This window comes from Streptomyces sp. ISL-99, from assembly GCF_018614005.1.
GTDB lineage: Bacteria > Actinomycetota > Actinomycetes > Streptomycetales > Streptomycetaceae > Streptomyces > Streptomyces flavidovirens.
Genome location: NZ_JAGGPC010000026.1, coordinates 72,815 through 98,266 on the forward strand (window position 1 = coordinate 72,815; position 25,452 = coordinate 98,266).

Below are 25,452 nucleotides of genomic sequence, written 5' to 3' on the forward strand. Positions count from 1 at the left end.
TTGTTACGCACCAAATCGTGATCTTTCCCTAAAGGCGAGCGGCCCTGCTGCCGAAGAGGTTGATGACCCTTCAGCACGGTTCCCCCCGGCTTCACCCCGAGCCGGCGAGTTCCGCCACTCCCCCAGGAGGCCTGGTGTCCGTTCTCCTCGAGCAGCCCGCAAGCCTGGTCGCCTACCGCCCTAACAAGCCGACGGCCATGGTCGTCGTGGCCGACCCACGCGTCCGCTCCACCGTCACCCGCCATCTGTGGGCCCTTGGAGTACGTGACGTCATCGAGGCGTCGTCCATCGCGGAGGCACGCCCCCGCGTCGGCAGCCCGCGCGACATCTGCGTTGCCGACGTCCACCTGCCCGACGGTTCCGGGCTGACCCTGCTGTCCGAAACCCGCGCCGCGGGCTGGCCCAACGGGCTCGCCCTCTCCGCCGCCGACGACATCGGCGCCGTACGCAACGCCCTCGCGGGCGGCGTCAAGGGCTACGTCGTCACCGGTACGCGCAACAACATCGGGCACCCCACCCGCCCCGGCGCCGCCCCCATCGGCGCCGCGGCCGCACGAATGCACCGCCGCCCCCCGGGTGCCCCGAGCCACCCGGGCGGCTACCGAGAGCTCTCCGGCCGCGAGGTCGAGGTGCTCAGGCTGGTCGCGGAAGGCCAGTCGAACAAGGCGATCGGCGTCTCGATGGGCCTCTCCGCCCTGACGGTCAAAAGCCACCTCGCCCGCATCGCACGCAAGCTCGGCACGGGCGACCGTGCCGGAATGGTCGCGGTGGCCCTGCGAACCGGAATCATTCACTGACCGGTTCTTCCCCTCAGGCGCCCGTCGACGGAACGTTCCGCCGGCGGGCGCACCCCATTGCGGCGCCCGGAAAGGGCACATTCGGGGGGCATCGGACCGCGACTGGTTTTCGCAGGTCACCCGCAGTTTCGAGCACGAGTGCAGGTCAGGCGTTCGCTCGTGCAGATACCCTTTACACGTGACCGACGCCCAAGAGACCGCAGCAGAGCCAGACCTGCGAAACCCCGGGGGCGCCCCCCCGGTCGACGTCGAGACGGCGCCGATCCCCTTGTTGGAGCCTCGCGAAGGCATTCCGCCGGTGGTTGCCACGCAAGAGGCCCTTGATGAAGTCATCGCGGCTTTCGCCCGTGGCACTGGGCCCGTAGCCGTCGACGCCGAGCGCGCGTCCGGGTACCGGTACGGGCAGCGCGCCTACCTCGTGCAGCTGCGCCGTGAGGGCGCGGGCAGTGCGCTGATCGATCCGGTCGGCTGCCCCGACCTCTCCGGCCTGGGCGAAGCCCTCGCCGGCAGCGAGTGGATCCTGCACGCCGCCACGCAGGACCTTCCGTGCCTGCGCGAAATAGGCATGATGCCGACGCGGCTCTTCGACACCGAGCTGGCGGGCCGGCTCGCGGGCTTCCCGCGCGTCGGCCTGGGCGCGATGGTCGAGTCCGTCCTCGGGTACGCCCTGGAGAAGGGCCACTCCGCGGTCGACTGGTCCACCCGCCCGCTGCCCGAGCCCTGGCTGCGTTACGCCGCGCTCGACGTGGAGCTGCTCGTCGATCTGCGGGACGCGCTGGAGAAGGAGCTCGACCGGCAGGGGAAGCTGGAGTGGGCCCGCCAGGAGTTCGACGCCATCGCGTCGGCCCCGCCCGCGCCGCCCCGCAAGGACCCGTGGCGTCGTACGTCGGGAATGCACAAGGTGCGCCGCCGGCGGCAGATGGCGATCGTGCGGGAGCTGTGGAACGCGCGGGACCGGATCGCCCAGCGGCGTGACGTGTCACCCGGCAAGGTGCTGAGCGACACCGCGATCGTCGAGGCGGCGCTGGCCGTGCCGGCGAACGTACAGGCGCTGTCCGTACTGCCCGGGTTCGGCCACCGCATGGGGCGCCGGCAGCTGGAGCAGTGGCAGCAGACGATCGACCGTGCCAAGGCGCTGCCGGACTCGGAGCTTCCGCAGCCGGGTGCGGCAGTCACCGGCCCGCCTCCGCCGCGTTCCTGGGCGGACAAGGACCCGGCCGCGGCGGCTCGCCTGTCGGCCGCGCGGGCCGCTGTGTCCGCGCTCGCGGAGGAGCTGAACATGCCCCAGGAGAACCTGATCACGCCGGACACGGTGCGGCGGGTCTGCTGGGAGCCGCCGAAGGACGCGACGACGGACGCGGTGGCGGCCGCGCTGGCGTCCTACGGCGCGCGCCCGTGGCAGGTGGAGCTGGTGTCGCCGCTGATGACCCAGGCGCTGGCCGTGACGGCCGCGACCTGAGCGTCCCCGAACCTGAGCCCCCGGCCGTCCTCGGCCGGGGGCTTCGTCGTGTGACGTTCGCCGCTCCGGCCGTGGGGGCTGGGCAGCTTGGTTACCCGCAAGTAGCATGGCGGTACGCAGCACGCCCACGCGGCGTGCCGTGTGTGCAGCAGTGCCACCCCGCACCCTGGAGGAGAGCCAATCGTGCCTCGTACCGTCAGGGATGTCGTCTTCGTCGACGGCGTCCGCACCCCGTTCGGCAAGGCGGGCCCGAAGGGCATCTACCACGAGACCCGCGCCGACGATCTCGTCGTGAAGGCGATCCGGGAGCTGCTGCGCCGCAACCCGGCCCTCGACCCCGCGAAGATCGACGAGGTCGCCATCGCCGCGACCACGCAGATCGGTGACCAGGGCCTGACCCTCGGCCGTACCGCCGGCATCCTCGCCGGGCTGCCGCAGTCCGTTCCGGGCTACTCCATCGACCGCATGTGCGCCGGCGCGCTGACCGCCGTCACCGCGACCGCCGGGTCGATCGCCTTCGGCGCGTACGACGCCGTCATCGCCGGTGGTGTCGAGCACATGGGCCGCCACCCCATGGGCGAGGGCGTCGACCCGAACCCGCGCTTCGTGTCGGAGAAGCTCGTCGACGAGTCCGCCCTGTTCATGGGCATGACCGCCGAGAACCTGCACGACCGCTACCCGAGCATCACCAAGCAGCGCGCCGACGAATACGCCGTGCGCTCGCAGGAGAAGGCCGCCAAGGCGTACGCCGACGGCAAGATCCAGCAGGACCTGGTGCCGGTCTCGGTGCGCCGCACCAACGCCGATGTCGGCGAGACCGGCTGGGGTCTGGTCACCGCCGACGAGCCGATGCGTCCGGGCACCACCCTGGAGTCGCTGGCGAACCTGAAGACGCCGTTCCGCGTCCACGGCAACGTCACCGCCGGTAACGCGGCCGGTCTCAACGACGGCGCCACCGCCTCGATCATCGCCTCCGAGGACTTCGCCCGCGAGAACAACCTCCCGGTGAAGATGCGCCTCGTCTCGTACGCCTTCGCCGGCGTGGAGCCCGAGGTCATGGGCTACGGCCCGATCCCGGCGACCGAGAAGGCCCTCGCGAAGGCCGGTCTGTCGATCGAGGACATCAACCTCTTCGAGATCAACGAGGCCTTCGCGGTCCAGGTCCTCGCGTTCCTGGAGCACTACGGCATCGCCGACGACGACGCGCGCGTCAACCAGTACGGCGGCGCCATCGCCTACGGTCACCCGCTGGCCTCCTCCGGTGTGCGTCTGATGACGCAGCTGGCCCGCCAGTTCGAGGAGCAGCCGGAGGTCCGCTACGGCCTCACCACGATGTGCGTCGGCTTCGGCATGGGCGCCACCGTGATCTGGGAAAACCCGAACCACAAGGACGCCGGAGGCAGCAAGTGAGCACGACCGCTGAGCTTTTGAAGGGTGCGGCTGAGCTGTTCCCCGACGAGGTCGTCACCAGCGCCCACGTACGGCACTTCGAACTGCCCGGCACGGCGTCCGATAGCGGCTCCGCCGCGGGCGGCCGGTTCGCGCTGATCACGCTGGACAACGGCTTCGACCACACCAAGCCGACCACCTTCGGACCGCAGTCCCTGGCGAACCTGAACACCGCCATCGACCAGGTCGAGAAGGAGGCCGCCGAGGGCTCCATCGTCGGCGTCGGCCTCACCGGCAAGCCGTTCATCTTCGCGGTCGGCGCCGACCTCAAGGGCGTCGAGCTGCTGAAGCGGCACGAGGACGCGCTGGCGATCGGCAAGGGCGGGCACGACGTCTTCCGCCGTCTGTCCGGGCTCGCTGTCCCGACCTTCGCGTACTACAACGGTGCCGCGATGGGCGGTGGCGTCGAGGTCGGCCTGCACTGCACCTACCGCACGGTCTCGGCCGCGCTGCCCGCCTTCTCGCTGCCCGAGGTCTTCCTCGGCCTCGTTCCGGGCTGGGGCGGCTGCGCGCTGCTGCCGAACCTGATCGGCGCCGACCGAGCGGTTTCGGTCATTATTGAGAACTCGCTCAACCAGAACAAGCAGCTCAAGGGCAAGCAGGTCTTCGAGCTCGGGATCGCCGACGCGATCTTCGAGGGCGCGGACTTCCTGGAGCAGTCGCTGATCTGGACGGCTTCCGTGCTGCGCGGCGAGCTCGAGGTCGTACGGCCGGAGATCGACCGCGGCGAGGCCTGGGACCAGGCCGTCGCACGCGGCAAGGCCATCGCCGACTCCAAGGTGCACGGCGCGGCCCCCGCGGCGTACCGCGCGCTGGAGATCATCGCGGCGGCGAAGGACGGCGACCTGAGCGTCGGCTTCGACGCCGAGGACACCGCTCTCGCCGACCTGATCATGGGCGGCGAGCTGCGCAGCGGCATCTACGCCTTCAACCTGGTCCAGAAGCGTGCCAAGCGCCCGGCCGGTGCGCCGGACAAGTCGCTGGCGCGTCCGGTCACCAAGGTGGGCGTCGTCGGCGCGGGCCTGATGGCCTCGCAGCTTGCGCTGCTGTTCCTGCGCCGCCTGGAGGTGCCGGTCGTACTGACCGACATCGACCAGGAGCGCGTCGACAAGGGCGTGGGCTACGTCCACGCCGAGATCGACAAGCTGCTCGGCAAGGGCCGCATCAACCAGGACAAGGCCAACCGCCTCAAGGGCCTGGTCTCCGGTGTGCTGGACAAGGCCGAGGGATTCTCCGACGCCGACTTCATCATCGAGGCCGTCTTCGAGGAGATGGGCGTCAAGCAGCAGGTGTTCGCGGAGGTCGAGGCGGTCGCCCCGGCGCACGCGATCCTCGCCACCAACACCTCCTCGCTGTCGGTGAGCGAGATGGCGTCGAAGCTGAAGCACCCCGAGCGGGTCGTCGGCTTCCACTTCTTCAACCCGGTCGCGATCCTCCCGCTCCTGGAGATCGTGCGCGGCGAGCAGACCGACGACGCCTCGCTGGCCACCGCCTTCGGCGTCGCCCGCAAGCTCAAGAAGACCGCTGTGCTCTGCAAGGACGCCCCGGCGTTCGTGGTGAACCGCATCCTCACCCGCTTCATGGGCGAGATCCAGAACACCATCGACGAGGGCACCCCGGTCGAGGTCGCCGAGAAGGCCGTCGAGCCCCTCGGTCTGCCGATGTCCCCGCTGGTGCTGCTTGAGCTGGTCGGCCCGGCCATCGGTCTGCACGTCTCGGAGACCCTGAACCGCGCCTTCCCGGAGCGCTTCACGGTGTCGCCGAACCTGGCGGCGGTCGTCAAGGCCGGAAAGCGCGGCTTCTACGTGTACGACTCGGGGAAGCCCGAGCTGGACCCCGAGGTGGCCGCTCTCCTCAAGCAGGGCGACACCGTCCTGACCGAGGAGCAGGTCCGTACCCGCGTCATGGAGGCCGTGGCGCAGGAGATCGGGCTCATGCTGGAGGAGGGTGTCGTCGCCGAGGCGCAGGACATCGACCTCTGCCTGATCACCGGCGCCGGCTGGCCCTTCCACCTGGGCGGCATCACGCCGTACCTGGACCGTGAGGGCTACTCGGAGCGCGTGAACGGCAAGAAGTTCCTGCCGCAGGGCGTGGCGAGCGTCCCCGCGTAACCTCTTCTGTACGCGACTGAGCCCGGTACACCGAAAGGTGTGCCGGGCTCGGTCCGTCGGGGCGCGGGCGGGTCAGACGCGGGTCCAGGCCGCCAGAGCCAGGCCCGTCTCCTCCGGCTTCTGGCGGGCCACGTGCAGCGCGCCGTCCCGGCCGATCACCGCGAGGACCACGCGGCCCGTCGCGTCGACCGCGAGCGCCGGTGCGCCCACGCATTCCTCGCCCGTGGCGGTCCACCACACGCCGTCGCTCTCGGCCTGCGTCACACAGGCCGCCAGCACGGGCCGGCCGTCGTGGCCGCGGTGGGCGAGGACCGTACAGTCGTGGCCGCCTATGCCGGCGCGCAGGGCGGCGACAGGGCTGTCGGCGGGCGTGCCGGACAGGGGGACGGTTTCCCCGCCGGGGCGGTGGGCGGTGATGCCCTTGGAGTCGCTGTCGTTGGAGTAGTACGTGACGCGGTCGTCGGCGGTCTCCAGACCGGTGACCGTGCGGACCGCCGGGGTGTACGGGATGTCCTCGGCCTGCGTCAGCTCGCCGCCGGGCTTCTCCTGCGTCCAGCGCAGGGTCCTGCCCTCCGCCGGAACCAGGAGCTCCACCGTGCCGGAGGACGTGGCCACCGCCGCCGGACCGTCGTGGGCCTTGCTGCCCTTCAGGTCCTTCCAGCCCTCCCACTTGCCGTTCGCGGCCTGGCGGCGCATCTGGATGCCGCGCCCCGCGTTGCGCACGAAGACGTGCACCGAGCCCGCCGTGTTCACGGTGGCGGCCGGGATGCCGACTCTGAGGCCGCGCTCGGCCTCCTTGTAGGGGTTGCCGAGGGAGTGCCAGGCGGTCAGCGGGCGGCCGGTCTGGTACTGGATCGCGTGCACGAGGTCCACGGCGTCGCCCATGCGGCGCCGGCCGATGAAGTGCACGTAACCGTCGGGGCCCTGGGCGAGGGTGAGGTGTTCGATGCCGGGGGCCGGGAAGAACAGGGGGCCCGTCCAGTCCGGGCCGCCCGGGGCGGTCTCCGTCCAGCGCAGCAGCCCGCCCTCGGTGGGGGCGTAGGCGGTGAGCCGGTGGTCCTTGCCGCGCGGAAGCCAGCGGCTGGTCTCGGGGCCGGTCGCGGGCGGTGGGCCCGAGGGGGACGGGGAAATTCGCTCGGTCTTACGCGCGCTCCGCGGCCTCATGGCGTCAGGCCAACCTTCTGTACATCGGCTTTTCGGATCTCCGGAATATCGAACAAGCATAGCGTTTTGCCTGGTCGCGCCTGCCTCACGCGTCCCGCTCGTGCTATGAGGATGGTATGAGAACTCTGGTCGTCGTGGACGCTGCCAATGTCGTCGGATCCGTGCCCGACGGCTGGTGGCGCGACCGTCACGGAGCCGCCGAGCGCCTGCGCGACCGCCTCCAGGTCTACGCCGAGGAGGGCCTCCCCGGCCACCCCGGTCCCCTCGCGGTCGTCCTCGTCGTCGAGGGCGCCGCCCGTGGCGTCGTCCCGGTGCCCGGCGTACGGGTCGAGTCCGCGCCCGGCAGCGGCGACGACCGTATCGTCGAGGTGGTCGCGGAGGAAACCGGCAAGGGCGCGGCCGTGCTCGTCGTCACCGCCGACCGGGAGCTCAGGCGGCGCGTGGAGACGTACGGCGCCCAGTGCGCGGGGCCACGTACCGTGCGGCCTCAGCGCGCCGACGCGGACGACGCCGAGGAGGAACGTACGTAGAGCACCGCCCCGTCGACCGTCGTCAGCTCCTCGTACCCGTCCGCCAGCAGCCTGCGCAGCGTCGGCACGCGCTCCGGCGCGAAGGGTTTCCCGCGTGAGTCGTCGACGATCAGGGCAGGGGGGCGCGCCGCCATTTCGGTGCGGAAGACGGGCCAGGCGCCCGCCATCGCGTACTTCTCTCCGACCTGCGGGCCGTTGCGGCCGCCGCTGTAGTTGGTGAGCAGGCCCGCCGTGAGGTAGCGGCTGGCGGGGGTTCGGTCGGCGAGCCAGTACGCCTCGGGGTGTATCCCCCAGACGAGAACCCGGTCCTGGGGCTCCGTCCGTACCTTCACCGCCTTCGCGACCTTCTGTACGTGCGCGAGCTCGGGCCGGGGCGCCAGCAGGCCCCACGCCAGGAACACCGCACACGTGCCCACCGAGATGAGGACCGCCCTGGTCGCCCGCCGGGCCGGGAGGACCTGGAGCGCCGCCGTGGCCAGCAGGGCGATCGGCGGCATGAGCTGGAGGTAGTAGTGGCCGAAGAAGTGGAACCCGAGGATCACCGCGCCCGCCGCGGTGAGGAACCACAACCACAGGTCGGCCGCCCCGGTCCTGGCGACCCGCAGGACGCGCAGGACGGGCGGGATGAGCCCGGCGCAGGCGAAGGCCAGGATCAGGGTGTTCGCCAGCCCCCGGAAGAGGACGTGGAGTTCGGAGCCGGTGAAGGTGGCGTACGCCCCCGAACCGGTGACCGTCCAGAAGAGGAAGCGGTGCGGTCCGGTGAGCAGCGCGGCGTACAGCACCGGCAGGCAGAAGCCGAAGGCCGTACGGAAGAGCGCACTTCGGGCCGGCGCGTTCTGCCACAGCAGCCACAGGACCGGGGCGAGGACCGCGCCGCCCGTCTGCTTCGTCAGGAACGCCGCCGCGACCGCCACGCCCGCGCCGCACCACCGGCCGCGGTCGGCGCACCAGAGCGCCGCCACCGTGAACGGCAGTATGAAGACCTCGAACGTCGCCGCCTGCGCGTCCTCCGGGTTGAGCCCGATGGAGATGAGCAGGTAGAGGGCGCCCGCCGTGCGGCCCGCGACGTCGCCCCAGCGGCGGCGGGCGACCGAGGCGAGCAGCGCGGCGGTGAGCAGCTGGGCGGCGACCGCGCAGAGCTGAAGGGGCAGCAGCGATTCGTCGCCGAAGACGGCGAAGACCGTCTCGTAGAGCCACGGCAGCAGGGGCGGTTTTCGGTCCACGACCGTGTCGTAGAGCACTCCCCCGTCGGCCAGCATCCTTGCCTGTACGGCGAGATAGCCCTCGTCCGGGTTCCACAGGGGGCGCCGGAGGGACGGGAGGCGGGTAAGGAGGGCCAGCAGCGCCAGGGCGGGCAGCAGGGTCCGCCAGTAGGGCGGCGCGGCAGTCCGGGCGCCGGCGGCCGGCCTCGGGCACGGCAGCACCGGCGCGGACGCGGAAGGTGACGGGATCGGCGGCCGCGTGAGCATGCGCGCCAAGCTATCCGGCTCCGCGGTCCGCGCCGAAACGGGACATACGGAGCCGGGGCTGTGCCTGTGAAACCGTGCCGGCCGGAAGTGGCCGGATTTCGCTCAGTACTTGGCGTCGTCGCCCACGCGGCCGACGCGGCTGTGGCTGCGGCTGTACGCGAAGTACAGCACGTAGCCCAGCGCCATCCAGATGCCGAACCGCAGCCAGGTCTCGGCGGGCAGATTGAGCATCAGCCAGAACGAGGCGGCCACCGAGAGGATCGGGACCAGCGGCACCAGCGGGGTGCGGAAGGCGCGGTGCAGGTCGGGCCGGGTCCGGCGCAGGACGATCACGCCGAGGGCGACGACGACGAACGCGAAGAGGGTGCCGATGTTCACCAGCGTCGCGAGCTCTTCGAGGCTGGTGAAACCGGCGATGATCGCGATGAGCACGCCGAGCAGGATGGTCGGGCGGTAGGGGGTGCGGTACTTCGGGTGCGTGACGGAGAAGAACCGCGGGAGCAGCCCGTCGCGGCTCATCGCGAAGAACACGCGGGTCTGCCCGAGCAGCAGGATCATGCACACGGTGGTGAGACCGACCGCGGCACCGAAGCTGATGGTGCCGGCGTAGAAGGGATGCCCGGTGGCCTTGAAGGCGTCGGCGAGCGGGGCGCTCACCGACAGCTGGCTGTAGTGCTGCATGCCGGTGACCACGAGCGACACGGCGACGTACAGCACGGTGCAGATGAGCAGCGAGCCGAGGATGCCGCGCGGCATGTCCCGCTGCGGGACCCGGGTCTCCTCGGCGGCGGTGGCCACGACGTCGAATCCGATGAAGGCGAAGAAGACGACGGAGGCGGCGGTGAAGATGCCCATGATGCCGAAGTTGGTGGGCTCGTAACCGAACAGCAGCTGGACCAGGGGCGCGTCCCAGCCCGATCCGGCGGGCTGCTGCACGGCGTCCGGGATGAAGGGCGAGTAGTTGTCGGCCTTGATGAAGAAGGAACCCGCGATGATCACGATCAGGACCACGGTCACCTTGATGGCGACGACGACCGCGGTGACGCGCGCGGACAGCTTCACGCCGACCACCAGGATGGCGGTGAGCAGCAGCACCAGTACGAACGCCAGCAGGTCGAAGCCGAATCCGTCGGCCGCTTCGGGTCCGGAGAGCACTTCGGGCATGTCCCAGCCGACGTTGCTCATCAGCGAGCGGACATAGCCGGACCAGCCGACCGCCACCACCGCCGTGCCCAGCGCGAATTCGAGGACCAGGTCCCAGCCGATGGTCCAGGCGACCAGCTCGCCGAGCGAGGCGTACGAGAAGGTGTACGCCGAACCGGCCACCGGGACGGTGGAGGCGAATTCGGCGTAACAGAGCGCGGCCAGGGCGCAGACCACACCGGCGGCGATGAAGGCGAAGGCCGTCGCGGGGCCCGCCGTCTCCTTGGCCACCTTGCCGGTGAGGACGAAGATGCCGGTGCCGATGATGACACCGACTCCGAAGACCGTCAGGTCGAGCGCGGAGAGGGATTTCTTGAGCTCGTGCTCCGGCTCCTCCGTGTCGCGGATCGACTGTTCGACCGTCTTGGTCCGGAACATGCCCTCTTTGGCCGGTCCTGGATCGTGCTGCGTACTCACCGGCGTACCTCCGACTGTCGGCTGTCGCCCAACCTTGAAGTGAGCGAGTTTCAGTCATGATCGTGAGTGAACCGGTCAGTCCCCACGAGGACCGCCGCCCGGTTTCACCCGATGGGAGGCACGGACCGGTATGCGTACTGGCCCTGCGAGTTGACCCTTTTGGGGGATCGAAACGAAAAGGCCCGCCCGGGAGTGTGAGCTCCGGGCGGGCCGTTTCCTCGTGCGTGGCGGGGCGTCAGTCGCGCGCGGCCTCGGCCGGCTCGTCCTCCAGACGGCCGTCCAGCCTGGCGACCAGACCTGTCACCTGGCGGGCGATGTCCGGCGCCGTGAGACCGATCTCGGCCATGACCTCCTTGCGGGAGGCGTGGTCGAGGAAGCGCGGCGGGATGCCGAAGTCGCGCAGCGGTACGTCGACACCCGCGTCCCGCAGCGCCTGGGCGACCGCGGAGCCGACGCCGCCGGCGCGGCTGTTGTCCTCGACGGTGACGACGACGCGGTGCTGCTCGGCGAGCGGCGGGAGCGCCTCGTCGACCGGCTTGACCCAGCGCGGGTCGACGACGGTCGTGGTGATGCCCTGCTTGTCGAGGAGGTCGGCGATCTCCAGGCACATCGGCGCGAGCGCGCCGACGGAGACCAGCAGGACGTCCGCCGTGCCGCCGTCCGGCTTGCGCAGGACGTCCATGCCGCCGACCTTGCCCACGGCCTTGACCGCCGGGCCGACCGCGCCCTTGGAGAAGCGGACGACGGTGGGCGCGTCGTCGACCTCGACGGCCTCGCGCAGCTGGGCGCGGACCTGGTCGGCGTCGCGCGGGGCGGCGATGCGCAGGGTCGGGACGCACTGGAGGATCGACATGTCCCACATGCCGTTGTGCGAGGCGCCGTCGGTGCCGGTGACGCCCGCCCGGTCCAGGACGAAGGTGACACCGCACTTGTGCAGGGCGACGTCCATCAGGACCTGGTCGAAGGCCCGGTTGAGGAACGTCGCGTACACGGCGAACACGGGGTGCAGGCCGCCGGTGGCCAGGCCCGCCGCGGAGACCGCGCCGTGCTGCTCGGCGATCCCGACGTCGTACACGCGGTCGGGGAAGGCCTTTGCGAACCGGTCGAGGCCGACCGGCTGGAGCATCGCGGCGGTGATCGCGACGATGTCCTCGCGCTCCTTGCCGAGCTTGACCATCTCCTCGCCGAACACCGAGGTCCAGTCGACGCCCGAGGAGGCGATCGGCAGGCCGGTGTCGGGGTGGATCTTGCCGACGGCGTGGAAGCGGTCCGCCTCGTCCGCGAGGGCCGGCTGGTAGCCGCGGCCCTTCTCGGTGAGGCAGTGGACGATGACGGGGCCGCCGAAGCGCTTCGCGCGCTGGAGCGCGGACTCCAGGGCCTCGATGTCGTGGCCGTCGATCGGGCCGACGTACTTCAGGCCGAGGTCCTCGAACATGCCCTGCGGGGCGATGAAGTCCTTGAGGCCCTTCTTCGCGCCGTGGAGCGTCCCGTAGAGCGGCTTCCCGACGACGGGCGTGCGCTCCAGAAGGTCCTTGCCGCGGGCGAGGAAACGCTCGTAACCGTCGGTGGTGCGGAGCGTGGCGAGGTGGTTCGCGAGGCCGCCGATGGTCGGGGCGTACGAACGCTCGTTGTCGTTGACGACGATGACGAGCGGGCGGTCCTTGGCGACGGCGATGTTGTTCAGCGCCTCCCAGGCCATGCCGCCGGTGAGGGCTCCGTCGCCGATGACGGCGACGACGTGGTGGTCCTCTTTCTTGAGGACCTCGTTGGCCTTGGCGAGGCCGTCGGCCCAGCCGAGGACGGTCGAGGCGTGCGAGTTCTCGATGACGTCGTGCTCGGACTCGGCGCGCGAGGGGTAGCCGGACAGGCCGCCCTTCATCTTCAGCTTCGTGAAGTCCTGGCGGCCGGTGAGCAGCTTGTGGACGTAACTCTGGTGCCCGGTGTCGAAGAGGATCTTGTCCTTCGGCGACTCGAAGACACGGTGCAGAGCGATCGTCAGTTCGACCACACCGAGGTTGGGGCCCAGGTGTCCGCCGGTCTTGGAGACCTCGTCCACGAGAAATGTCCGGATCTCGGCGGCCAGCCGGTCCAGCTGCTCCGGGGTGAGCCGGTCCAGATCGCGCGGTCCCGTAATGCGGGTCAGCAGCGCCACCCGTGCCTCCTTGCAGTTGAACTGTCTGCTTGCCGGTCTGTCGAGTCTAATGTTCCGCCCGCGACGTTGGTCATCGGGCGGTGCGTTCTGCGTCACGCGTCGGCTACGGCCGGGGTGGGGCGGTCAGGCGCGGCCCGCGGTCTTCTGCGTCTTCCGGGTGACGGAGTCGATCACGACGGTCGCCAGGAGGACGCCACCGGTGATCATGTACTGGATCGGGGTGGCGATGCCTTCGAGCGCCAGGCCGTACTGGACCGAGGTGATCACCATCACGCCGAGCAGCGCGTTCCACGTGCGGCCGCGGCCGCCGAAGAGGCTGGTGCCGCCGATGACGGCCGCCGCGATGACGTTCATCAGCAGGTCACCGGCGCCGGCGCTCTGGTTGGCCGCCGCGATCTTGGAGGCCCAGAACAGGCCGCCGATGGCCGCGAACGTACCGGCGATGGCGAAGACCGAGATCCGGACCGCCGTGACGTTGATACCGGCACGACGGGACGCCTCGACGCTGCCGCCGAGCGCGAAGATCTTCCTGCCGTACGAGGTGCGGCGCAGGACGAAGTCGGACGCCACCAGGACCAGCAGGAAGAGCAGCACCGCGAGCGGCAGGCCCTTGTACTGGTTGAACGTGGCAGCGGCGGCGAACGCGATCACGGCGAGCAGCCCCGTACGCAGGGCGATCTCGCTGAGCGGCCGGGACGGGACGCCCGCTGCCTCGCGGCGGCGGCTGTCGGTGAAGGAGGAGAGGAAGAAGACAACGACGGCGACCACGGCGAGGCCGTAGGCGGCGGCGACGTCCGAGAAGTAGTACGTCGTCAGCTGGCCGACCAGGCCGTCGGAGTCCAGGTTGATCGTGCCGTTGCTGCCGAGCAGCTGGAGCATGAAGCCCTGCCAGAACAGCAGGCCGGACAGGGTGACGGCGAAGGCGGGGGCGCCGATCCGGGCGAAGAAGAAGCCGTGGATGGCGCCGATGAGGGCGCCGCCGACGATGGCGGCGACGATCGCGAGCCACTCGTTGATGCCGTTGGTGACGCTGAGTACGGCGACGATGGCGCCCGAAACACCGCTGACCGAGCCGACCGACAGGTCGATCTCGCCGAGCAGCAGCACGAAGATGATGCCGACGGCCATCATGCCGGTGGCGACCATGGAGACGGCGATGTTGCTGAGGTTGCCGGCCGACAGGAAGTTCTCGTTCAGGCCCTGGAAGATCACGCAGATGACGAGCAGACCGATGACGACCGGGATGGAGCCGAGGTCACCGGCGCGCATCTTGCGCTTGAACTCGGAGAGGTAACCGGCGAAGCCCTGCTCGCGGACGAGCAGGCGCGGGTCGACGGCGGTGACGGCGGCGGGGGCGGGAGCCGGCGCGTCCACGGGGGCCGTGTCGGCGGTCTTCCCGACTGCCGCGGAGGTCTTGTCGGTACTCACTTCTGGACCTCCACGTTGCGCGCCGCACGGCGGGTCACGGCGTTGTCCGTGGCACCGGTGATGGCGGAAATGATCTCTTCCTGCGAGGTGGACCTGACGTCGAAGACGCCGTTGTTACGGCCCAGCCTGAGGACCGCCACCTTGTCCGCGACAGCCTTGACGTCCGCCATGTTGTGGCTGATGAGGATGACCGCGTGGCCGCGGTCGCGCAGCCGCTCGACGAGGTCGAGCACCTGCGCGGTCTGCTCGACACCGAGGGCCGCGGTCGGCTCGTCGAGGATCACGAGCTTGGGCTCGCCGAGCATCGAGCGGGCGATGGCCACGGTCTGGCGCTGACCGCCGGAGAGCGAGGCGATCGGGATGCGCACGCTCGGGATGCGGATGGACAGCGTGGTGAGGAGCTCGCGGGCGCGGCGCTCCATCTCGACCTCGTCGAGGATGCCGCGCTTGCGGATCTCCCGGCCGAGGTAGAGGTTGCCGACGACGTCGATGTTGTCGCACAGCGCGAGGTCCTGGTAGACGGTCGCGATGCCGAGGTTCTGGGCGTCGTGGGGCTTGTTGATCTGTACGGCGCTGCCTTCCCACTCGATGACACCGTCATCGATGGGGTGCACGCCGGCGATCGTCTTGACCAGCGTGGACTTTCCGGCGCCGTTGTCGCCCACCAGGGCGACCACTTCACCGGCGTGGACCTCAAGCTCTACGTCGGTGAGCGCCTGGACGGCACCGAACCGCTTTGAGACCCCTCGCAACGCCAGCACGGGCGTAGCGGACACGTGAACCATCTCCTTCGCCGCCTGACCGGCGGGGATGCCGCGCCGGGGGAAGGCGGCGCGGAGGTCGAGCAAGAAAGTGGGGGGTGCGGGGGTGTTCTGTCCGGTGCCCGGCCCGAGTAGCTGCGGGGCTGTGGAGGGCGGGGCACCGGACAGGCTTCTGCCGCGGGTAAGTCCCTTGCGGAGCAGGGAACTTCGGGGACCTACTTCAGCCCGAGCTTGTCGCAGGCGGCCTTGTACTTGGGGGTGCAGATCTCGGCGACCGTGTAGACGCCGTCCTTGATGACGGTGTCCTTGATGTTGTCCTTGGTCAGCGAGACGACCGGCACCAGCACGGTCGGGACGCCCTTCGTGGTGGGGCTGTCCACGGTGTCCTTGGCGATGGAGTCGAGCTTCTCGCCCTTGGCGAGCGCGACGGCCATCTCGGCGGCGGCGGCGGCCTCCGGGGCGTACGGCTTGTAGACGCTCATGAACTGCTCACCGGCGACGATGCGCTGCACACCGGCGAGTTCGGCGTCCTGACCGGTGACCGGCGGGAGCTTGGAGAGGCCGGCGCCCTTGAGGGCGGTGATGATGCCGCCCGCCATGCCGTCGTTGGCGGAGTAGACGCCGTCGATCTTGTCCTTGCCGAGTGCGGAGAGCGCGCCTTCCATGTTCTGGTTGGCGTTCTCCGGCTTCCACTCCTTGGTGTCGTACGACTTGCCGATCTTGACCTTGCCCTTGAGCTCGGCCAGCGCGCCCTTCTTGAAGAGCGCGGCGTTCGGGTCGGTGATGGCGCCGTTCATCATGACGATCTGGCCGCCGTCGGCCTTGTCGCCCAGCGCCTCCAGCAGGGCCTTGCCCTGGACGTGGCCGACCTCTTCGTTGTCGAAGGAGGTGTACGCGTCGATCGGGCCCTCGGCGAGGCGGTCGAAGGCGACGACCGGGATGCCCTGGTCCTTGGCCTTCTTCACGCCGTTGGCGATCGCTTTGGAGTCCACCGCGTCCACGATGAGCGCGTCGACCTTGTTGGTGATCATCGTGTCGATCTGCTGCGTCTGGACGGTGGCGTCCTGCTTGGCGTTGGCGTAGACGACCTCGCCCTTGCCGCCGGTCAGCTCGCTGATCTTCTTCTCGATCAGGGGCTTGTCGAACTTCTCGTAACGAGCGGTCTGATTCTCCGGAAGCAGCAGGCCAATCTTGAGGGCGTCGGTCTTCTTGCCCTCCGACTCCTTTGCTTTGTCCCCGGACTCCTTGGCGCTGCCACAGGCGGCGAGGGATACGGCCATTGCGGTGGCGGCCACGGCCACGGCGGCACGACGCATACGCGTGTTCACTTCAGAAACCTCCCTGACGAGGCCGCGTCGTTGCGGCCGAGGTGGCTGGAAGTCAACTCCGCCCCGATGGCAGCGTCAAGGAGTAAATCCTTAACGAGATGACAACGGTGCCATTCGTTATCTAAGTGAAGGCAGGAGTGTTCGCGGGCAGGGCACTGTCAAGAAGGGTCGAATCGCCCATTTCGTTGAGTACGAGCGCCAGCGCGCCCAGGACTTCGGACCGCCCGCCGAGCGCCCCGGGCAGCACCGAGAGCTGCCTGGCCGCACTCGGGATCGCGTATCGCGAGACGGAGTCCCGGATCGGCCCCAGGACCAGTTCCCCAGCCTCCGCCAGATCGCCGCCCAGCACCACCCGGCTGGGGTTGAGGAGGTTGCAGAGGTTGGCCACGCCGCTGCCGATGTGACGGCCCACGTCGGCGATCACCCGGCGGCAGCCCGGGTCGCCCTCGCGGGCCAGCTGCACCACACGTTCCATGGTCAGATCGGCGCCGTGGCTGGACTGGAGCAGCGGCAGGACGTACCTGGCGGCCGTGAAGGTCTCCAGGCAGCCGCGGTTGCCGCAGCGGCAGACCGGGCCGGACTCGTCGAGTGTGATGTGCCCGATCTCGCCGGCCGTGCCGCCCGGTCCCCGGTAGATCTGGCCGCTGATCACCAGACCGGCGCCGACACCGCTCGCGACCTTGATGTACGCCAGGTCCTTGACCCCGCGCCCGCTGCCCCAGACCAGCTCGCCGAGCGCTCCGAGGTTGGCGTCGTTGTCGACGTACACGGGCACACCGAGGCGCCCGGACAGCTCCTCGCTGGGATTGATGCCCTTCCACCCCGGCAGGATCGAGGTCGAGCCGAGCGTGCCGGACTCGACATCGATCGGTCCGGGTACGCCCAGGCCGACGCCGATTACCTTGTCCTGGCTGATGCCGCTCGCCGCGATCAGCCGCTTGACCAGCTGTTCCGCCCGGTCGAAGCCCTCGGCGGCGGAGCCGTCGACGTCCAGCGGCTCGGACTCTTCGGCGAGCACCTGGTGGGCGAGGTTGCCGACGGCGACGCGCAGGTGCGTATGGCCGAAGTCGACGCCGATGACGATGCCGGCGTCGCCGCTGAGCGCCACGCTGCGCGCCCGGCGGCCGCCCGCGGAGGTCGGGGTGACCTCGACGGTCCCGCCGTCCTTCAGCTCGCGCACGATATTGGAGACCGTGGCTGCCGAGAGCCCTGTGGCCCTGGCGATCTCTGCCTGGGTGAGCGAGCCCGCCATGCGTACGGCACGTACGACCCGCTCAAGATTGGCCCGGTGCAGGGATGTCTGCGACCCCGGAGTCTCCATTGACTCTCCTCTTTCTCCAACATGTGAACTCTAAGATGAGCCTTTCGGGTTGCCCCCCGTCAAGACCTTGAGCCTGGCGGTGGAACGTCACACCACGCCGAACCGCCCGCCGGCAGGGACGCCGGCGGGCGGTTCGTACGGGCGCGGGGCGGGGCCCGCGGCGCGGCTTCGCTACTTCACAGCCCCCGCGGTCAGGCCCTGGACGACCTGGCGCTGGAAGATGATGTATGCCGCGAGAACGGGCAGCATCGCCATCACCAGGCCGGCGAAGAGTCCCGACCAGTCGCCCTTGTAGCCCTGGCTGGTCGCGAGCTCGACCAGGCCCTGCGAGAGCACCCGGTTGTCCGGGTTGTTGTTGAGCACGGTCGGCAGCATGTACTGGTTCCACTGCCCGAGGAAGTTGAAGATGCCGACGCTGATGAGGCCGGGCTTGGCCATCGGCAGCATCACCTGGAAGAAGGTCCTGGTGTGCGAGGCGCCGTCGATCATCGCCGCTTCCGCCACCGAGCTCGGCAGCGTACGGAAGAAGGAGGTGAGGAAGAAGACGGTGAACGGCAGCGAGTAGGCGATGTAGGTCAGGATCAGGCCGGGGAGCGTCTCCAGCATGCCGATGTTCTTCAGTACGTAGAACAGCGGGACCAGCGCCAGCATGATCGGGAAGCTCATTCCTCCGACGAAGAGGAAGTAGATGAAGCGGTTCCCGGGGAAGTCGAAGCGCGCGAGGACGTACGCCGCCATGGAGCCCAGCAGGAGTGTGCCGATGAGCGAGCCGCCCACCACGAGGATGGTGTTGAAGAAGTAGTCGCTCATGTGGGCCTCGGACCAGGCCCGCGACCAGTTCTCGAAGTGCAGCCGGTCCGGCAGCGAGAACGGCGACTCGAAGATCGACGCGTCGTCCTTGAACGACGTCATGACCGCCCAGAGCAGCGGCATGACGACCATGAAGGCCCAGAGGATCAGGATGCCGTGCGAGAAGACGTTGAGCGTGCTGCCGCTCACGTCCCTCTTCGGCTTCGCCGGAGCCGGGCCGGAGACCTTCGGGGCGGGCGGGCGGTCTTCGGTGATGCCTGCGGGCGGGGTGTCAGTGGTCTTCATCAGAACTCCAGCCGCTCACGCCGGCCCACCCGCATCACGAGGGCCGCGAGGGCCAGGGTGATGACGAGCAGGGCCACGCCGATCGTTGTCGCATAGCCTGCCTGGCCGTCCCGGAACGCCGTCTGGTAGACGTAAAGCACCAGGACGGTCGTCGAGTAGTCGGGGCCGCCGGGGCCCACGGTCATGATCTGGACGACCGCGAAGGACTCCGCGCCCAGCGCGAGGATTCCCATGTAGACCCACCCCGACTGCACGGTGTCCCAGAGCAGCGGGATGGTGATCCTGAAGAACGTGGTGAACCGGCTCGCGCCGTCAAGCAGGGCGGCCTCGTAGAAGTCCTTGGGAATGGACGCCATGCCCGCCGAGAAGAGCACCACGAAGAATCCGACGGTGCTCCAGACCAGCACCGCCATGACCGCCCACAGGGCGACGTCCGGGTCGCCCAGCCACTGCGGCTGGATGCTGCCGAGGCCGACGGCCCTCAGCAGTCCGTTGATCGCGCCCTCGTTCGGGTTGTACGCGAAGGTGAAGAGCACCGCGACAATGGCGATCGAAAGCACCTGCGGGAAGAAGTACGCGATCTTGTAGAAGCCCGAGCCCCGGACTCCCGCGATCGCCGCGCCCTTCCGGCGCCGTCCGCCGACGTTGAGCATGAAGGCGAAGAAGAGCGCGAGGCCGAGCGTCACCAGCGGCAGCAACAGCGCGAACAGCAGGCTGTGCCACAGCGAATCCCAGAAGATCTGGTCTTCCAGCATCCGGCTGTAGTTGTCGAAGCCGACCATCTTGAAGTCCGGGCTCAGGCCGGTCCAGTCCGTGAACGAGTAGTAGATGGACTGGATGAACGGCCAGATGACGAAGATTGCGTACAACGCCAAGGGGGCCGCCAAAAACCCCACGATGAACCGGTACTTGCCGTGTTGCATGGTTACCGACCCCGACCTTCCGGCGTGCGCCGCCGCTGGTGACGCTTAATCACTGGTGCTTGTAGTGCTTGATGGACTGGTCCTTGGCCGCCGCGTCGGCGAAGGCCTGGATCTTCTTGATGGTCTCCGCCGGGGTCGCTCGGCCGGCCATCATCTCGCCCAGACCGGCGACACCGATCTGCTCCTTCTGGAGCTTCACGTACCAGTCCTGCATGCGCGGGTTCACCACGTTGTCGCCGGCCTTCTCCAGGGCGGCGGTGGCGGACTTCAGACCCGGGGTCAGCTCGATGCCGTCGGTGCCGCCGTTGAGGGCGGTCAGGGACTTCACGCTCTGGGTGAAGTTCTTCGACGACGCCTCGCTGAGCATGATGCGCAGCTGCTCCATGCCGCCGTCGGGGTTCTTCGCCGACTTCGGGACGATGAACGGCTCACCACCGGAGGCCCAGATGGTGCCGAAGGGCATCTTGTCCGAGCTGTCGAGGCTGGACGGCGCGCTCACGGCGAGCTTGAAGTCGGCCGGCATCGTCTTGGACGCCTCGTTCTCCACCCACGAACCGTTCGGGATGAAGAGCGCCTTGCCCTGGGTCCAGGCGGTCTGCGACTGGATGTGGTCGATGCTCGGCGTGCCCTTGAGGATGTAGCCCTTCTTGTAGAGCTCGTAGTACGCCTCGAACGCGGCCTTCACGGCCGGGTCCGACCAGGCGTTCGGCTCCAGGTTGTCGATCTTGTCGAGAACCTCGCGGCCACCGATCTTGGCGATGAACGGGTAGAGCGAGAACGGCAGGTAGTACGGGTGCTTGCCCGCGTACGTCCAGCCCGCGATGCCCTTCTTCTTCGCCTTGGCGCAGAGGGCGAGCATGTCGTCCCAGTTCTCCGGGTACGTCGCGTCCAGCTTCTCCAGCGCGGTCTCGGAGTACCAGACGCCGTAGACCGTGTACGCGTAGTACATGATCCAGACGGGGTCGCCGTCGAACTGGCCCATCTCGACGATGCCGGGGCGCAGCGTGTCGCGGACCTTCTTGCTCGGGTCGTCGATGGACGCGGCGTCCAGCAGCGGGGTGAGGTCGGTGAGCTGCTTCTTGCCGACCAGGACGCCCATGTCCATCTGCTCGGCGCCCGAGTTGTCGATGAGGTCCGGAGGCGTTCCGCCGTTGAACCTCGGCTGAAGCTGTGACCTGATCTTCTGCGTCGAAGAGAACTTGATCTCCGCCTTGGGATACGTCTTCTGGTAGACGGCCTTGGCGTCCTCCGCGTACTTCGTGCCGAACCCGCCGTCGAAAATCACGATTTCGAGGGGCGCGCTCTCGTTGACACCCAGCGGGTTCTTCTCGGTCTTCTTGCCCTTTTCGACCTTCTCGTCGCCACCGCTGTCACCGCTGGCGCAGGCCGACAGGAAGCTCATCGCCGGAACAGTGATCAGACCGAGTGCGGCCGACCGCTTGATCAGATCGCGACGGCCAAGGCCCTCATTGTTGTGGGCGGAGGTGGATCCCATGCTCAAGTCCTCGCCTTCTCCAGGACTCAGGCGGTGTACCGGTCGCCCGTACTTATCTCGCCTAGGCGAAGGGCCCCGCACCGCAGTCAAATGACGCTGGGTCGTGCTGAGTTGGCAGATGGTACGGACACAGTGTGTGGTAACCGCCGCAGCGGCCTCCCCGCACCGATCCCCGTCCCCCTGGTCCGCGGCCACGAAGCGGCGTTGCAGACGCCGACAGGTATAGTCCACTTACGGTCAACTGAGCAAGATCGAAAGCGAGTTTCGGCAGCAAGCTTTCCCGAGTTGAGACCTCGCGGATATCTGGAACGCGCACGTAGTCGTCGCGCGACTCCGCGAACACGGCGCGCCCCCCGCACCTCCCCTGGCGCATGCAACACCCTTGACACCATCGGCGACTTGGCTCCCTACTGGATCCCGTTGCACTGCTCATGACAACGTTGTCCAAGGGGAGGAAACGCCCGGGATGCAGTACAGACCTCGGCACGCACAAGGCCATAGTGCGGCCGCCGTCGCGGCGACCGCCCTCCTGCTCGTCGTCACGGCCCCTTCGGCGGCCGTCGCCCAGCCCCACCGCCCGGCGCCGCCGGAGCAGACCGTCACCTCGTCCTTCAGCTCCTCCTTCGAGGCGGACGAACCCCAGCCGGACTGGCGCAATACGGTGGAAGTCGCACCCGGCGGCGAGAAGCGTGCCTCGGGGGTCGACGGCGGGTACAGCTCCGGAATTCCGGGCAATGTGACCGACCGGGTCGTCGAGCTGCGCGCCAGCGGCGAGAACACCGGCGGCGGCGAGACCAAGGAGAACCTCGTCGACGTCCAGCCCGCCACCAAGTGGCTGGCCTTCGAACCGACCGCGTGGATCGAGTTCGACCTCGACGAACCGGCCAAGGTCGTGACATACGCCCTCACTTCCGCCAATGATCACGCCGAGCGCGATCCGAAGGACTGGACACTCAAGGGTTCCGCCGACGGCAAGGAGTGGAAGGTCCTCGACTCCCGCGAGGGGCAGACCTTCGCCAAGCGGTTCGAGACGAAGAGCTATACCTTCCACAACACGGCGAACACGACGGCGTACGCGCATTACCGGCTCGACATCACCCGTAACAACGGCGCGTCGGGCATCACCCAGCTGGCGGACGTTCAGTTCTCGAACGGTGACACCTCCACGCCCGCCCCGGACGACATGCGCAGCCAGGTCGACCGCGGCCCCTCCGGCTCCCCCACCGCCAAGGCGGGCGCGGGCTTCACGGGAAAGCGTGCGCTGCGGTACGCCGGCACGCACAAGCCCGAGGGCCGGGCGTACTCGTACAACAAGGTCTTCGACGTCGACACGCGCGTCACGCGGGACACCGAGCTGTCGTACCGCGTCTTCCCGTCCCTCCCCGAGACCGACCTCGACTACCCCGCCACCCATGTGTCGGTCGACCTGGCCTTCACGGACGGCACCTATCTGAGTGATCTGCGCGCCCTCGACCAGCACGGGGCCGTCCTGTCCCCGCAGGGCCAGGGCGCGTCCAAGACGCTGTACGTCAACCAGTGGAACCACAAGGCGTCGCGGATCGGTTCGGTCGCGGCCGGCAAGACCGTCGACCGGGTCCTGGTGGCGTACGACTCCCCCAAGGGGCCGGCGAAGTTCAGCGGCTGGGTCGATGACATCACCATCTCCCCCAAGGCGCCGGAGAAGCGCCTCGCGCACCTGTCGGACTACGTGTCGACCACCCGTGGCACCAATTCCAGCGGCGCCTTCTCGCGCGGCAACAACATCCCCGCCACCGCCGTCCCGCACGGTTTCAACTTCTGGACGCCGGTGACCAACGCGGCCTCCACCAGCTGGCTCTACGACTACGCCCGCGGCAACAACAGCGACAACCTGCCCACCATCCAGGCGTTCAGCGCGAGCCACGAGCCGAGCCCGTGGATGGGCGACCGGCAGACGTTCCAGCTGATGCCGTCCGCGGTGGCGGGCACCCCGGACGCCACCCGCAAGACGCGCGCCCTGCCCTTCCGCCACGAGAAGGAGACAGCGAAGCCGCACGAGTACGAGGTCACCTTCGAGAACGGCCTCAAGGCCGAGATGACCCCGACCGACCACGCGGCGATGATGCGGTTCACCTATCCCGGTGACGACGCGAGCGTCATCTTCGACAACGTGTCGAACGACGGCGGCCTCACCCTCGCCCCCGCCACCCGCTCCTTCACCGGCTTCTCGGACGTCAAGAGCGGCCTGTCCACCGGCGCGACCAGGCTCTTCGTGTACGGCGTCTTCGACGCGCCGGTCACCGGTAGCGGCAAGCTCAGCGGCGGCGGGGGCGGCAGCGCCGACGATGTAACCGGCTACCTGCGCTTCAAACCCGGCGCCGACCGTCAGGTGACCCTGCGCCTGGCGACTTCACTCATCAGTGTGGACCAGGCGAAGAAGAACCTCGCCGACGAGATCCCGGCAGGCACCCGGTTCGAGCGCGTCAAGGACCGTGCTCAGGACGCCTGGGACGACCTCCTCGGCCGCGTCGAGGCCGAGGGCGCGAGCCGCGACCAGCTGACGACCCTCTACTCCAGCCTCTACCGGCTGTACCTGTACCCGAACTCCGGCTTCGAGAACACCGGCACCAGGGCACGCCCCCGGCAGCAGTACGCGAGCCCCTTCTCGAAGCAGCCGGGACCCGACACCCCGACCCACACCGGCGCGAAGATCGTCGACGGAGAGGTGTACGTCAACAACGGTTTCTGGGACACCTACCGGACGACCTGGCCGGCGTACTCCTTCCTCACCCCCAAGAAGGCGGGCAAGCTCGTCGACGGCTTCGTCCAGCAGTACAAGGACGGCGGCTGGATCTCCCGCTGGTCGTCGCCCGGTTACGCCGACCTGATGACCGGGACCTCGTCCGACGTGGCGTTCGCCGACGCATACGTCAAGGGTGTCGGCTTCGACGCCGAGGCGGCGTACGAGGCCGCGCTCAAAAATGCCACCGTCGTACCGCCCTTCTCCGGCGTGGGCCGCAAGGGCATGAAGACGTCCCCCTTCCTCGGGTACGCCTCCACCGAGACCCACGAAGGCCTCTCCTGGTCCCTGGAGGGCTACCTCAACGACTACGGCCTCGCGAAGATGGGCGAGGCACTCCACAAGAAGACGAAGAAGGCGCGCTACAAGGAGGAGTCGGCGTACTTCCTCAACCGCGCCCGCAACTACGTCAAGCTCTTCGACGACAAGGCCGGCTTCTTCCAGGGCCGCGACCTCAAGGGCGACTGGCGGGTTCCGTCCGACCGGTACGACCCCCGCGTGTGGGGTTACGACTACACCGAGACCAACGGCTGGGGCTACGCCTTCACCGCGCCCCAGGACTCCCGCGGCCTCGCCAACCTCTACGGCGGCCGCTCCGGCCTCGGCGACAAGCTCGACCGCTACTTCTCCACCCCGGAGACGGCGGCCCCCGAGTTCGCCGGTTCGTACGGCGGCGTCATCCACGAGATGACGGAGGCGCGCGACGTACGGATGGGCATGTACGGCCACAGCAACCAGGTGGCCCACCACGCGACGTACATGTACAACGCCGCTCGTCAGCCCTGGAAGACCCAGGAGAAGGTCCGCGAGGTCCTCTCCCGCCTCTACACCGGCAGCGAGATCGGCCAGGGCTACCACGGCGACGAGGACAACGGCGAGCAGTCCGCCTGGTACCTCTTCTCCTCGCTCGGCTTCTACCCGCTGGTCATGGGCAGCGGCGAGTACGCGATCGGCTCGCCCCTCTTCACGAAGACGACCGTCCACCTGGAGAACGGCCGCGACCTCGTGGTCAAGGCCCCGAAGAACAGCGCGAAGAACGTCTACGTCCAGGGCCTCAAGGTCAACGGCAAGCCCTGGAAGTCCACCGCCCTCCCGCACAGCGTGCTGGCGCGCGGCGGGACGCTGGAGTTCGACATGGGAACCGAGCCGTCCTCGTGGGGTACGGGCAAGAACGCCGCGCCCGTCTCCATCACCCAGGACGACAAGGTGCCCGCGCCGCACGGCGACGCGATCACCGGCTCAGGACCGCTCTTCGACAACTCCTCCGAGACGGCGGGGGACTTCACGTCGGCGGAGCTTCCGGTGACCGGCCCCGTGCGGGCCCTGCAGTACACCCTCACCTCGGCGGACCGCGCCAAGGCGCCGTCAGGCTGGACGCTCCAGGGGTCCGACGACGGCGGGACGTGGACGGATCTGGACAGGCGCTCGGGTGAATCCTTCGCCTGGGACCGGCAGACCAGGGCCTTCACCCCGGCCGATCCGGGTACGTACCGCCACTACCGGCTGGTGAGCGGCGGCGGACAGGCGACGCTGGCGGAGGTGGAGCTGCTGTCCTGAGGCAGGCGACAAAG

17 protein-coding genes are annotated in these 25,452 nt (G+C 69.0%); 6 read left to right on the forward strand and 11 right to left on the reverse strand.

Features of this window, described 5'->3' with window-relative positions; translation table 11 throughout:
* The first annotated feature begins 134 nt into the window (after positions 1 to 134).
* From J7E91_RS16330 to J7E91_RS16345, 4 genes are all read left to right on the forward strand, one after another.
* Positions 135 to 797 carry a response regulator transcription factor gene (locus J7E91_RS16330; RefSeq protein WP_028813689.1) on the forward strand — a complete coding sequence of 221 codons (663 nt, stop codon included), beginning with the start codon at positions 135 to 137 and terminating at the stop codon, positions 795 to 797.
* 178 nt (positions 798 to 975) lie between these two features.
* Entirely contained in the window at positions 976 to 2,256 is a 1,281-nt protein-coding gene (locus J7E91_RS16335) for a ribonuclease D (protein ID WP_214904542.1), read from the forward strand.
* Between the two features lie 183 nt (positions 2,257 to 2,439).
* Complete coding sequence (locus J7E91_RS16340) at positions 2,440 to 3,666, forward strand: acetyl-CoA C-acyltransferase (RefSeq protein ID WP_214904544.1); 1,227 nt, start codon at positions 2,440 to 2,442, stop codon at positions 3,664 to 3,666.
* Positions 3,663 to 5,816 carry a 3-hydroxyacyl-CoA dehydrogenase NAD-binding domain-containing protein gene (locus J7E91_RS16345; protein WP_214904547.1) on the forward strand — a complete coding sequence of 718 codons (2,154 nt, stop codon included), beginning with the start codon at positions 3,663 to 3,665 and terminating at the stop codon, positions 5,814 to 5,816. Before J7E91_RS16340 ends, J7E91_RS16345 begins: the two co-directional genes overlap by 4 nt.
* A gap of 72 nt (positions 5,817 to 5,888) precedes the next feature.
* Here J7E91_RS16345 and J7E91_RS16350 read toward each other — a convergent pair whose 3' ends face one another.
* Positions 5,889 to 6,980 carry a hypothetical protein gene (locus tag J7E91_RS16350; protein WP_214904550.1) on the reverse strand — a complete coding sequence of 364 codons (1,092 nt, stop codon included), beginning with the start codon at positions 6,978 to 6,980 and terminating at the stop codon, positions 5,889 to 5,891.
* Between the two features lie 116 nt (positions 6,981 to 7,096).
* Here J7E91_RS16350 and J7E91_RS16355 point away from each other — a divergent pair, with 116 nt between their 5' ends.
* A complete protein-coding gene (locus tag J7E91_RS16355) occupies positions 7,097 to 7,510 on the forward strand; it encodes an NTP pyrophosphohydrolase (RefSeq protein ID WP_214904553.1) in 414 nt (137 codons plus the stop codon).
* Here the strand turns inward: J7E91_RS16355 and J7E91_RS16360 are convergent.
* From J7E91_RS16360 to ngcE, 10 genes are all read right to left on the reverse strand, one after another.
* Positions 7,468 to 8,979, reverse strand: coding sequence for a glycosyltransferase family 39 protein (locus J7E91_RS16360; RefSeq protein WP_214904556.1), 1,512 nt, complete (start codon positions 8,977 to 8,979; stop codon positions 7,468 to 7,470). The genes J7E91_RS16355 and J7E91_RS16360 overlap by 43 nt on opposite strands.
* A gap of 102 nt (positions 8,980 to 9,081) precedes the next feature.
* The gene (locus tag J7E91_RS16365; protein ID WP_214904611.1) at positions 9,082 to 10,560 is read right to left on the reverse strand and encodes an amino acid permease; all 1,479 of its coding nucleotides are present in this window, start codon (positions 10,558 to 10,560) and stop codon (positions 9,082 to 9,084) included.
* A 274-nt stretch (positions 10,561 to 10,834) separates the two neighbouring features.
* Complete coding sequence (gene dxs, locus J7E91_RS16370) at positions 10,835 to 12,751, reverse strand: 1-deoxy-D-xylulose-5-phosphate synthase (protein WP_214904559.1); 1,917 nt, start codon at positions 12,749 to 12,751, stop codon at positions 10,835 to 10,837.
* Between the two features lie 123 nt (positions 12,752 to 12,874).
* Positions 12,875 to 14,179: a sugar ABC transporter permease gene (locus tag J7E91_RS16375; RefSeq protein ID WP_214904562.1), complete on the reverse strand. Its 1,305-nt coding sequence runs from the start codon at positions 14,177 to 14,179 to the stop codon at positions 12,875 to 12,877.
* Positions 14,176 to 14,964, reverse strand: coding sequence for an ATP-binding cassette domain-containing protein (locus tag J7E91_RS16380; protein WP_214904614.1), 789 nt, complete (start codon positions 14,962 to 14,964; stop codon positions 14,176 to 14,178). The genes J7E91_RS16375 and J7E91_RS16380 overlap by 4 nt, the downstream gene beginning before the upstream one ends.
* Before the next feature lie 191 nt (positions 14,965 to 15,155).
* The gene (locus J7E91_RS16385) at positions 15,156 to 16,256 is read right to left on the reverse strand and encodes a sugar ABC transporter substrate-binding protein (RefSeq protein WP_214904617.1); all 1,101 of its coding nucleotides are present in this window, start codon (positions 16,254 to 16,256) and stop codon (positions 15,156 to 15,158) included.
* Between the two features lie 133 nt (positions 16,257 to 16,389).
* Positions 16,390 to 17,589, reverse strand: coding sequence for an ROK family transcriptional regulator (locus tag J7E91_RS16390; protein ID WP_214904565.1), 1,200 nt, complete (start codon positions 17,587 to 17,589; stop codon positions 16,390 to 16,392).
* Positions 17,590 to 17,760: 171 nt separating this feature from the next.
* Positions 17,761 to 18,684 carry a carbohydrate ABC transporter permease gene (locus J7E91_RS16395; protein WP_214904575.1) on the reverse strand — a complete coding sequence of 308 codons (924 nt, stop codon included), beginning with the start codon at positions 18,682 to 18,684 and terminating at the stop codon, positions 17,761 to 17,763.
* Positions 18,684 to 19,607 (reverse strand): carbohydrate ABC transporter permease, encoded by a 924-nt coding sequence (locus J7E91_RS16400; RefSeq protein ID WP_214904578.1) that lies wholly within the window; start codon positions 19,605 to 19,607, stop codon positions 18,684 to 18,686. The genes J7E91_RS16395 and J7E91_RS16400 overlap by 1 nt, the downstream gene beginning before the upstream one ends.
* 49 nt (positions 19,608 to 19,656) lie before the next feature.
* A complete protein-coding gene (ngcE, locus tag J7E91_RS16405) occupies positions 19,657 to 21,102 on the reverse strand; it encodes an N-acetylglucosamine/diacetylchitobiose ABC transporter substrate-binding protein (RefSeq protein ID WP_214904581.1) in 1,446 nt (481 codons plus the stop codon).
* Between the two features lie 466 nt (positions 21,103 to 21,568).
* Here ngcE and J7E91_RS16410 point away from each other — a divergent pair, with 466 nt between their 5' ends.
* Positions 21,569 to 25,438, forward strand: coding sequence for a GH92 family glycosyl hydrolase (locus tag J7E91_RS16410; RefSeq protein WP_214904584.1), 3,870 nt, complete (start codon positions 21,569 to 21,571; stop codon positions 25,436 to 25,438).
* Positions 25,439 to 25,452: the final 14 nt, after the last annotated feature.